Here is an 11,411-nt window from a genome sequence, read left to right as displayed (position 1 = left end):
TTACTCCTGGCTCGGATTCATTTGCATGCCCGGCATGTTGCTCATGTCGTGGCCCGCCATGGCGGTCTCGTCATGGGCAGCGTCGCCGTGCTCGCCGTTGGCCTGCTCTTCTTTGAGCTTGTGGGCCTTGGCCATCTCGTGGCCGGCGTGTTCCCACTTGTTCAGCACGCTGGAGAACAGCTCGGGGCTGACGGTTGCGAAGTAGGTCGCGGGGACGTTTTCGGTCGGCTTCACCAGCTCCGGGTACTGATCCAGGTTGAGGGTCTGCGGCGAGGCCTTGACCTTCGCAACCCACTCCTGGAAGCCCTGCTCGGAGGTGGAGATGGCCTTGAACTTCATGCCCGAGAAGCCGCCGCCGCTGTAGTTCGCGGAGATGCCGTCGAACACGCCTTCTTCGTTGGCGATCAGGTGCAGCTTGGTCATCATTCCGGCCATGGAGTAGATCTGGCTACCCAGCTGCGGAATGAAGAAGGAGTTCATCACCGAATCCGAGGTGATCTGGAAGTTCACCGGGGTGTCTTTCGGGAAGGCGATTTCGTTGACGGTGGCGATACCCTGTTCCGGGTAGATGAACAGCCACTTCCAGTCCAGCGAGATGGCCTGGATGGTCACCGGCTTGACCTCGGAGTCCAGCGGACGATACGGGTCCAGCTTGTGGGTGCTCTCCCAGGTGATCCAGCCGAGCGCGGCGATGATCAGGCAGGGGACCAGCCATACCACCAGCTCGATCTTGGTCGAGTGGGACCAGTCCGGCATGTAGGTGGCCTTGGTGTTCGAAGCCCGGTATTTCCAGGCGAACGCGAAGGTCATCAGGATGACCGGCACCACCACGATCAGCATCAGCAGGGTTGCCGTGATGATCAGGGACTTCTCGTCGGCGCCGACCTGCCCTTTCGGGTCGAACAGCGCCATGTTGCAACCACCGAGCATCAGCATCGGCAGCCACGCAAGTCTCTTCAAAATTCCTGTGTACTGCTCTTTTTTCATCTTGCGGCCTTAGTGGATGAAAATCGCTTCACCGCCCATGAGCCTTCGCCACACACGCTCGACGACTCGTTACCCGCGACTTTTCCAAGCCGCCTGCCAGGGCTGTCATGGGTTCACGAACGCGGCCGCAAGGATTCCGGGCAAAGGGAAGTCGCCCGGTCTTCGCGATGCGAAACCGATTTCGTCAGCTGATTCGTTCCGTGATTATTCAGCGTGTGGTGTCTGGACTGGCGGTTCGCAAGAACGCGCGCGTCGCACACCGGATGCACGAGCGGATTGCCCGACTCGTCTTATGACAGGAGCCCACCGATGGCAGCCCCCTGTTGTTATGCCGCTGCACCAGAGGGTGAGCACTGGCCATGATCTACGTCAGTGCGACTCAGCGATTTGGGGGTAGGAAATGGACGGCGGGTATTACAAAGCATTTCAGAAATGCCTTTCAAGGCCCCGGCCTTTCATTTTTAACAAGATATTTTCTCAGCCTGAGAAACAGTCACGACCGAAATCGCTCAGAAAACGATCAATTCACGCAGGGTACAAAAGGGAATTTTCTGCCAGTCAAAGGCGTGCCCGTGGCGTCCATGGAATTGTGTCAAATCCGTGAAAAACGCGGCTTTCAGCGACGCCAGGAGAAGGTCGAATGCAGCCGTTGAAGCACTTGGCAAAGACCTTGCCATGGTGACGATCAAGAACCTTTGCGAAAGTCTCCGGAGCCCTGCGCGCACCCTGCGACACATCGACGCACAGCAGCAATTGCAAGGGTCGAACTGCTTCAAATTGTGACGATCGTACGGGACGATCCAGGCGCTCCTCGGCATGTCCGCCCACCATGGGGACGAGTTGAACCTCCATGACCACCGAAGCGGACATGCCGGGAGGAAGGGGATGAACTGGGCGGGGACGGTCTTTACGCTGACCGTATGCAGTCAGCGGATGGCCGACTCGCTGCCCGGTGCCAGCCAGGCCATCAGGCCGCTGGTTTCCGCGCGGATGCGCAGATCGGACGCCTTGGCGCTGTAATAGGTGTCGGAGGCGGCGATCTGGTGCGTGTAGTACTCGTTCTCGGCGATCAGCACGTCCAGCAGGGTGCGCTTGCCCAGGTGGTACCACTGGTCATAGAACATCTTGCGCACACGGTCGGACTCGCCCAGCAGCGCCTTGTAGTCGCCTACACGGGCGGCCGACAGGTCGCGCTGCTCGACCAGGTTACGGATGCGGTACTCCGACTCGCGACGGGTCGCCTCCATCTTCTGCTCCGCCGCGTCAGCCCGCGCATAGGCCGCACGCTGCGCCGCCGATGCCGAGCCACCGGAGAACGCCTGCCACTCCACGGCAAGGCCCGTCGACCAGGGCTCCTTGTTGTCGAGCATGTTGTTGCCGGTATTGCGCCCCACCACCCAGTTCAGCTTCGGCATGCGCGAAGACTTCACCGACTCGGCGCTGGCCAGTGCCGCCTCCTTCTCCCAGCGCGCCTGGCGCAAGGCGGGCTGGTCGCCCATCTGCTCCAGCGCCTGATCCAGACTGATGGGCGTCCAGTCCCACTTGGCGTTCGCCGGTACCGTCACATCCGCGCCGACCAGCTTGGCCAGGGTCGTCTTCTGCTCCTGCAGCTTCGATTGCACCAGATCGCGGGCGGTTTCCGCCTGCAGCAGGCGCGAGCGCGCCTGGGTGACTTCGCTGCGGCGACCGGGGTCCACTTCGGCGATCTTCGACAGCATGTCCACCAGCTCACGCATGCGCGCCACATAGCGGTCGCTGATCGCCAGGGAGTCCTGCTGGTGGGCCAATTCCACGATACCCGACGCGGTATTGTAGGCGACCGAGACTTCGGACTGCGCCTTGGCCTCCTCCTGGGCATTCGCGGTCTTGCTGCGGCTGTCGATGTTGTTCTTGATCGCGCCGAAGTCATAGACCGGCGTAACCATCTGCACCGTGGTGGTGCCGTCGTTGTCGTAGTCGCTCTTGCCGCTCTGCAACTGCTTGGACGTGGCACTGACCTGCACCTGGGGCCAGCGCGCGCCCTTGGCCTGGTCCACGTCACCTTTCGCGGCCTGCCAGTTGGCGTCGGCCTGTCTCATTTCCGGGCTGATGCGAAGCGCGGTGTTCACCATCTCGCGGATATAGGCCAGCGAGGACTCCGCCTGGCCCAGGCCCGATGACGACGTCCCGGCCTTCAGCTCCGCCGGCAGGCTCAGGTCCAGTTTGGAAGCCTGCCTGGCCGGTTGCGACGGGGCGGACGGCGCGGAGTTGACCATGCTCGCCACCGAGCTGGGAGCGGCCTGCAGCGTTGCCGCTGGCTGGGTTGGGGCTGCCGGAACCGTTTTCTCGACGCTCGCAGCCGGAGTGGCCGGCGTGGAAGTCGAAGCCACCAGCTCACCTTGCAACGCACCGCCAGTGAGGGTCGCGGCGGATGCCTGCTTGGGCTTGGAGTAGAAGCTCAGTGCGCCGCCCAGGTCATCGGCCTCGGCCATGGAGCCGAGTGAAGCCATGGCCAGCACCAACGCCGAGTGACAGAAACGCCAGCGTTTATCACCTGCAAAGGGTTTGCGGTTTTTCATTTTCATCATCTCTCGCGGAAGGCCTCACGCGCTTTCAGCGCGGGCTTGAGTAAGTAATCCAGGATGGTTTTTTCCCCGGTACGAATCTCCGCAACGGCGGTCATGCCGGGAATGATCGGGAAGTGCTTGTCGCCCTTGGTCAGCTCCGCCTCGTCGGTACGGATCAGCACGCGGTAGTACGAGTCCGGCCGCCCTTGGCGGGTTTTTTCCTCGTCCTTGATGGTGTCGGGGCTGATGAGCTCGACCTTGCCGGTGAGGCCGCCGTAGATGGCGTAGTCGTAGGCGGAAATCTTCACGGTCGCGGGCAGGCCGGGGTGCAGGAAGGCTACATCGGCGGGGAGAATCCTCGCCTCGACCAGCAGGCGGTCCTCCAGCGGAACGATTTCCATGATGTCCTCGCCCTGCCTGATCACGCCGCCGATGGTGGTGACGCGCACGTTCTTCACGATGCCCTTGAGCGGCGCCGTGAGCGTGGTGCGCTTCATCACGTCCTCGCGCCCAGCTGCGTTTTCCACCGACTGGGCAAGCTCGCTCTCCACCCGGGTCAGCTCGGCGTTAGCGTCGGAGCGATACTTGTTGCGGCGCTCGCTGATCTGCAGGTTGAATTCGTTGGCCTGGCGGCGCATGCGCAGGATCTCGACGTCGGAGATCAGACCCTGCTTGGCCAACCGCTCGGAGACAGTCAACTCGCCCTGGGCCAGCGACAGACTCTTCTGCAAACCGGCAACGCCGTCGTCGAGTGCGTGCTTGCGGGCGTTGTAGGCCTCGGTCTCGGCCTCGACGATCGACGGCACGGCCTTCACGTCATCGGGGAACACCAGCGGCTTGCCGTAAGCCTCCGAACGCAGGCGCGCCAGCTGGCCCTTGAGTGCCAGCGCCTTGGACTGCGCCTCGCGATAACTGGCGCCGGCCCGGGTCGGGTCGATCTTCAGCAAGACCTGGCCGGCCTCCACCACGTCGCCTTCCTTGACGTTCATCTGTTCGAGGATGCCGCCCTCCAGGCTCTGGATGACCTGCTCGCGGCTCGAAGGAATCACCTTGCCCTCGCCCTTGGTGATCTCTTCCACCCGGGCGAAATAGGCCCAGGCGATGAGGCCACTGAACACCGCCGCGATCAGCAGCAGCACCACCGTGCTCGCCGTGGTCTTCTGGGCTATCAGCGCAGCCTGCAGGTCGGATACATAGGCGATGTCGTTGTCGCGCAGGCGGGCGACCTCCTTCGCATAGGGTGAGACGCTCTTCGCCACGCTCTTTTCGGGCTGAGCCACGGCCGGAACCGCGTCAACCTTGATGGGGGTATCAGTCATGATCTGCTCACCTGGTGGTGGCCGGTGCAGCGCCCGGCGCGGTGGTGTTGTTGGCCTGAAGAGCGCGCAGTACGTCGTCCTTCGGACCGTCGGCGACGATATGCCCCGAGTCGACGACAATCAGGCGGTCGACCTGCTCCAGCACTGAGAAGCGGTGGGTGACGATCACCACGGTGCAGCCCTGGGTGGCGGCTTCCAGACGCTGTAGGAAGAGGCGCTCGGTCTGCATGTCCATGCCGCTGGTGGGCTCGTCGAGCAGCAGCACCTGGGGTTTGAGCAACAGCGAGCGCGCCAGGGCAACCAGTTGTCGCTGTCCGCCGGACAGCGCCTGGCCCATCTCGCCCACCGGGCGATCGAAGCCCAGCGGGTGGTTCGCCACCACGCTGTCGAGGCCGGTCAACTGCACCACATGCAGCAGCTCCTCGCTGGTCGCCGAGGGATTGCCGATGATCAGGTTCTCCCGCAGCGAACCGAAGAACAGCCGGGCATCCTGGCCGACATAGCCGACGGTGGAGTTCCAGTCCGCCGGATCGATCTGCTCGGCGTCGATACCGTTGATCTGCAGATGGCCCTCCACCGGCTGGTAGAGGCGTGCCATGAGGCGCAGCAGAGTCGACTTGCCGCTGCCTATGCTGCCGACGATCGCCACCCGCTCGCCGTGCTTGATGCTCATGTTGATGTTGTTCAGCACCGTGGGACGCGGTTGCATCGGCGGCGCCGGGTAGGAGAACTTCAGGCGACGCAATGACAGGGTCGCGTTCTTCGGGGCCTCGAGATAACGGCGATTGCTGTCACGTACCGTAGGGATCTCCATCAGTTGGTTCAGCGAAGTCAGCGCGGTTTTCGCCTGCTGGTAACGCACGGCCAGGCCCACCGAACTGGCCAGTGGAGCCAGCGCACGACTGCTCAGAAGCACCATGCCCACCAGGGCGCCCTGGGTCATGTCGCCATCACCAATCCGGTAGACGCCCCACAGCACCATCACCACGGTGGTCAGCTGGGTGATCAGCGATACCGAGTTGCCGGCCATGTTCGACAGGGACTTGGTCTTGATCGCCGAGGCAGCCAACAGCGCGCTGAAGTCTTCCCAACGGCGCTGCATGCTGCCCTCGGCATGGGTCGCCTTGAGGGTCTCGACCCCTTCGATGGCCTCGATCAGCAAGCCATGTTTCTGCGATGCCTCGCGAAGGTTTTCCTTCATCAGGCGCGACAGCGGAATCTGGATATAGGCACACACCCCCAGCAGCACGATCATCGAGCCCAGGGGCACCATGGCCAGCGGCCCGCCGATAATGAACAGCACGAAGACGAAGAGCATCGAGAACGGCAGGTCGGCAAGGGTGGCCAGCGATGCCGAGGTGATGAAATCACGCACCGACTCGAACTCGCGGAACTGGTTGGCGAAGGAGCCCGCTGACGACGGCTTGTACTCCAACCGGACCTCCATCAACTGGCGAAACAGTTTCGCCCCGAGGACCAGGTCGGCCTTCTTGCCGGCAGAATCGATCAGGTGGGCACGGACCTGCCGCGAGGTGAACTCGAAACCGATCGCAAGCACGACACCGGCGGCCAGGGACCAGAGGGTGATATAGGCCTGGGTCGGCACGACCCGGTCGTACACGTTCATGATGAAGAAGGTGCTGGCCAGCGCGAGGATGTTGATCAGGAAGGTCGCTAGCGCGGCGCTGTAGTAGTAGCGCCGGTAGTTCCAGATCGTGGAGAACAGCCAGTGGCCCTTGCCCTCGGAACGCGGCACTTCGGTGCGGGCATCCGGGGCGGGCTTGGGACGTGCGAGCAGCGCGTAGCCCAGGTAGTTCTGCTGCAGCTCCTCGGCACTCATGGTGATGGTTCCACCACCGGCCTCGGGCACCAGCAGCTCGAACGACTCACCATGACGGGCGACCAGGATGCGCGCCTCGCCATTGCGGAACAGCAGCATCAGCGGGAACAGGTAGGACGACAGTTCGGCCGGGCGACGCTTGACCCAACCGGCACCGATGCCGGCCTGCTCGAGCATGCGCGTTACCATGCTCGGCCGCAGGCGCTGGTCGCGCGGAAGGCCGGCGTAAAGGGATTCCAGGCTGGCCGGCCGCTCGAAGTGATCGCACAACCAGCGCACTCCCGCCAGCAGGCTGTCGCTTTGGGGGGAAACACCCAGATCGACTATGGTAGCCGCGGGCGCAGAAGAGGGATTCATGGGCACACCTTCAAGGCAAAGGGAGAAGCTGTGCGCATGTTAGGAATGCGCCGTTTCTGGCGGCATCAGAAAACCCTGATTGGGTTGACGTACCTTTCCTTCACCTGACTGGCCGTATTGCCGTCGGTAGTCGCAAAAAAGCCAGGAGCGCGCTGTGTAGGCACGCCCCTGGCTTGGGTGGAAGCGGGAACCGCGAGGTGGAGCGGTCTTACTGACCGTTCTGGATGATCAGCTCGACACGACGGTTCGGCGCGTTGCAGGCAATGTTCGCCGCGGTGCGCTTACTTCCGCACTGCACCACCGGCTCAGAGCTGCCACGGCCGCTGGCATGTATCAGCTGGCTCTGGATACCCCCATCCAGCAGCACTCGGCGGATCGTCTCGGCGCGACGCAGAGACAGCGCCTGGTTGGCCTCGGCCTTGCCAATCGGATCGGCATGCCCCACCACCTGGATGGCGGTGATGTTCGCGCTCTTCTGCTCGATATCCTGTACCACCTGGCGCAATTGGGCATGGCCTTCGGCGGTCAGGTCGTGATAGTCGCTCTTGCCGAACTTGAACAATACGTCGCTGCGCAGGCTCAGCTTGGTTTCGGTCTGGCACGGCACCACGGCGGCGGCGCGGCTGATGACGTGGATCTGACGACGCAGGCCCTGCAGGCTCTGCTCAGCATCACGACCGGTGTGCACGACCGGCGTACTTGCCCCTACCGGCGCTTCGAGCACGTAGGTCTGTCCACCGTTGAGCGTGGCGTAACTCTGCGGATTGCGCTTGCCCGTATAGAGCGGGGCGTCACCGATGTAGGTCTCCAGCGAGTGCTCTCCGGCAGGCGTACAGAACACGGTGTACCCGCCTGGCATCAGAGCACTCTGCAACTGACCGTCGATGTAGACATGAGCTGCTTGCTTGCCGCCGTCATTGCCGCGGAACATCACGATCTGCGCCTGCTGCTTAACGACGGACTCCACCTTCTGGTAGGTCTCGCCATAGATGGAAGCGTTCTGCTCGGCAAAAACGAAAGCGCTAAAGCTGATGGCCAGCCCCAAAGCAACCGAACCGGCTACTTTGTGCACAGCCTGGGAAATGGAAAATTCCATGAAGTTCTCTCCATCGCCTTGCCACCTTTCTGGCAAAGCTCACTAACGAATTGGGGGTAGTACCGTGGGGTGGAGTCTTCCGCCCCACGGCCGGTGCTTAGCCGATCAGGTTGACCTTGACGGTGTCTTCTACCCACAGCTCGCCCGAGCCGGAAGTGAAGACTTTGTAGCCATGGCCATCGTTGGTGGCGCTCGATTGGGTCCAGGTGACGTTCGTCTTGTCCAAGGAGACAGTGCCACTGGAGTCGCCATTGACCACCAATTGCTTCTTGCCATCCTTGAACATCAGGTCGGTTTCACCCATTCGCAGTACGTCGTCCAGCTTGACGGTCAGGCTGTTGCCACCGGTTCCAAGGTCGAACTTCTCGAAACTGATCACCTTGGACTTCATGACCGCCAGGTTGACATCCAAACCGGCCCCGTCGAACACCAGGGTATCGGTACCCGAACCACCGTTAACGGCCAGGAAGTCGGTGCTAACGATGTGGATCTTGTCGTTACCCTCGCCGCCGTTGGCGTAATCCAGCTTCCCGATGTTGACAATGGTGTCGTTGCCACGACCACCAACGAGATAGTCGTTCACCGGATTGCCGTGATCGTCCTTGCCATCCGCAACCAGGTAATCGTCACCGTTGGTGTATTTCTTGGTGAAAGCATCGGAAGCCGAGTAGTAGACGTACATCGCACCCGAGTCGCTGGCGGTGAAATCGGCGTTATAGGCACCAGTGGCGATATCCATCATGCCGTCTCCGTTCCAGTCGCCCATCGCCACGCCATTACCCAATTCGAAGCCTGGACCTTCACCGTACAGTGCATAGCCCTTGCTCGGATCGTTGACCACATCCTTGATCGACCAGATGCCCGGCAGCCCCTCTTCGGTACCGTAAACCACATACACGGCGCCCGAGTTGTCGCTGTTGCCCTTGCCGGGACGGTCGGCGTAACGAGCACCGATAATGAAGTCATTGATGCCGTCACCGTTGATGTCGCCACCCGCACGGATACTCACACCAAACCATTCATCCACCGTACTCTGGGTCCACTTGCCAGTGGTCGTGTTGTAGGTCGCCTTCTCGTTAAGGATCAACGAGCCGACGCTGGAGTTGAACATCGGGCTGGTGTTGTACTGCCCCGGCACAGGAACAGTGTTGAGCGCATCCAGCGTGATGTCGCTCTTATATCCGCCCTTCTGGCCGTAGATCACCCACACACGGCCCGGATCGCCCGGTTCCGAGTAGGGCGCGCTGATGGCGAAGTCATCGATGCCATCACCGTTGATGTCGCCCAGAGCGGTGATGGTGTTGGTGGAGTAGTCCTGACGTGCCGAGCCGAGCCACTCATAGTGCTGCGAGTGGATGCGGATGCCCTGATCCGGGGTCATGGTGGCGAGGTCGAGCGAGGCTCCCAAACCACCCTGCTTGCCATAGATCAGGTAAGCCGTACCGGCCGAACCGCCATAGCCATCCGACATGACGTTGTTGGCACGCGGGTCGGCGATCAGGAAGTCGTCGATACCGTCGCCGTTGACGTCGCCGATATTGTTGATGGAATCGCCCAGGTCGACACCGTTCACATTCGCCGAGATCTTGTTGATCGAACCCGTGAACGAGTTGGTGATGGTGGTGCCGTTCACACCAGCTGGGAAGTGCGCCCAGGTCTGGCTGGAGCCCGTGCCGGTCGCCGGATTGCTCCAGTCCATGACGATGTTCTTGTTGACGTCAGCGCCGCCATACAGAACGTAGCCGGCACCTCTGTTACCAGCACCCGCCTCGCGGTTGCCGAACAGCAGATCGGTGAAGCCATCGTTGTTGTAGTCGCCGCCGCCACCAACACCGATACCGTTCCAGCTGTCGTAGCCCGGCGCGGATGGGTTGTTGGGGTTGACACCCGGGTTACGGATCACGAAGCCATGGGTGTTGTCGCCGGCATCGATAGTTGCCAGGTCCACAGTACCATTGCCCCAGCTGCCGTTCGGCCCGCCGAAGATCACATAGATCTTGTCCGGCCAGTGCGAGGAGATGATGACGTCCTTGTAACCGTCACCGTTGAAGTCTCCCAGCGCGTTAATGCCGCTACCCATGATGTCGTTGCTGTAAGCGCCCGCAAAGAAGATGCCCTGCTCCGGCGTCAGGTTGGTGATGATGTTCTGGTCCAGCACCGGCAAGCCGTTCTCGCTGCCGAACAGAACCCAGGCACCACCGTTATCGGTACGTCCCAAGGTATTGGAGTTACGCGCGGACACCAGCAGGTCATCAATACCGTCGCCGTTGAAGTCACCAATATTGACCACGTCCCAACCGAACTCGAAGTTCCCTTGTTTTGGACCGTAGTAGTGCTGCGGAGCCGACTGGGTAATGGTCAGGATGGCGTTCTTGTCATCCAGGGAGCCGACGTAGCTCGCCGAGCCCGTGACCCCTGCCGTGGTGGTAGCCACCGCCTTGAGCAGGTAATCGCCGTAGTGCAGCGACCACAGATCGGTTGTCCAATTGCCGTTGCTATCGACCTTGATGCCCTGGCCGTATATGTCCTCGCCTTCGTCGATCTGGTTGTTCCCGTTCTTGTCGTGGAACAGGGTAATGGTCAGGTCTTCGAACTTGTGACTGCCCGCCTTCACCGTACCATTGATGGTCGGCGTCATGATCGAGGTGATGTTGTCGGTGTTGGAAACGCCGTTGTCACTGGCTGGATCCAGGTCGAAGGTCACCTTGTTGGTCGGCATTGAAGTATCAATGATGACCTGCTGAGTGGTGGCCTCACCAGGAATACCTGCCAAGCTGACTACCCGGGCTTCGAAGGTATAAGTACCTGCCGCCAGGGTCACTGCGGTGTTGTCATAAGACCAACGCAGACGATCCTCGCTCAGCACCGCATCCCTCCAGGTAATACCGCCATCGGCGGAGAACTGCACCTTCTGCCCGAGCAGTAGAGCGCTGTCCACCTTGCCGTTGATCACCAAGGTCTGATCGCGCGTGATGAAGTCGTGGTCAGAGATACCCGTGTCATCGGTGATACCGGTGATGGTCGCCAGGTTGCTCGGAGCGGATGAATCCAGCGTGATGCTGTACTTCGCGCTCGGCTCAGTGGCGTTGCCCGCCGGATCGGACTCCACCGCGGTCAGGTCGTTCAGACCCGATACCAGTGCGTTCGACGGCTGCATCGACCAGGTGCCATCGGCGCCCACGGTAGCCGTGCCGATCTTGTGGTTGCCGGTGCTGTCCTTGGCGTACACGGTGATGGTGTCGCCGGCAGTGCCGGTACCGCTGATC

Annotated in this window: 7 protein-coding genes; 1 reads left to right on the top strand and 6 read right to left on the bottom strand. The window is 61.6% G+C overall.

Features of this window, described 5'->3' with window-relative positions; all coding sequences use genetic code 11:
- On the bottom strand, positions 1-987 hold the full coding sequence (gene cyoA / locus J5M67_RS03770) for a ubiquinol oxidase subunit II (RefSeq protein WP_207883454.1): 987 nt from the start codon (positions 985-987) through the stop codon (positions 1-3).
- A 359-nt stretch (positions 988-1,346) separates the two neighbouring features.
- Here cyoA and J5M67_RS03765 point away from each other — a divergent pair, with 359 nt between their 5' ends.
- Positions 1,347-1,640: a hypothetical protein gene (locus tag J5M67_RS03765; RefSeq protein ID WP_207883451.1), complete on the top strand. Its 294-nt coding sequence runs from the start codon at positions 1,347-1,349 to the stop codon at positions 1,638-1,640.
- Between the two features lie 273 nt (positions 1,641-1,913).
- Here J5M67_RS03765 and J5M67_RS03760 read toward each other — a convergent pair whose 3' ends face one another.
- The 5 genes from J5M67_RS03760 to J5M67_RS03740 all read right to left on the bottom strand — a co-directional run.
- Entirely contained in the window at positions 1,914-3,551 is a 1,638-nt protein-coding gene (locus J5M67_RS03760) for a TolC family protein (RefSeq protein ID WP_207883449.1), read from the bottom strand.
- Positions 3,551-4,852 (bottom strand): HlyD family type I secretion periplasmic adaptor subunit, encoded by a 1,302-nt coding sequence (locus J5M67_RS03755; protein ID WP_207883448.1) that lies wholly within the window; start codon positions 4,850-4,852, stop codon positions 3,551-3,553. The genes J5M67_RS03760 and J5M67_RS03755 overlap by 1 nt, the downstream gene beginning before the upstream one ends.
- Before the next feature lie 7 nt (positions 4,853-4,859).
- A complete protein-coding gene (locus J5M67_RS03750; protein ID WP_207883446.1) occupies positions 4,860-7,049 on the bottom strand; it encodes a type I secretion system permease/ATPase in 2,190 nt (729 codons plus the stop codon).
- Between the two features lie 208 nt (positions 7,050-7,257).
- Positions 7,258-8,145 (bottom strand): OmpA family protein, encoded by an 888-nt coding sequence (locus J5M67_RS03745; RefSeq protein ID WP_207883444.1) that lies wholly within the window; start codon positions 8,143-8,145, stop codon positions 7,258-7,260.
- A gap of 97 nt (positions 8,146-8,242) precedes the next feature.
- Positions 8,243-11,411, bottom strand: a 3,169-nt coding sequence (locus tag J5M67_RS03740; protein ID WP_207883442.1) for an Ig-like domain-containing protein, incomplete at its 5' end; no start/stop codon positions are given.

It is taken from the genome of Pseudomonas sp. 30_B, from assembly GCF_017491605.1.
In the GTDB taxonomy this organism is placed as follows: domain Bacteria; phylum Pseudomonadota; class Gammaproteobacteria; order Pseudomonadales; family Pseudomonadaceae; genus Pseudomonas.
The sequence above is the reverse complement of the archived record's forward strand: the minus strand, read 5'-3'. Positions and strand labels throughout refer to the sequence as shown.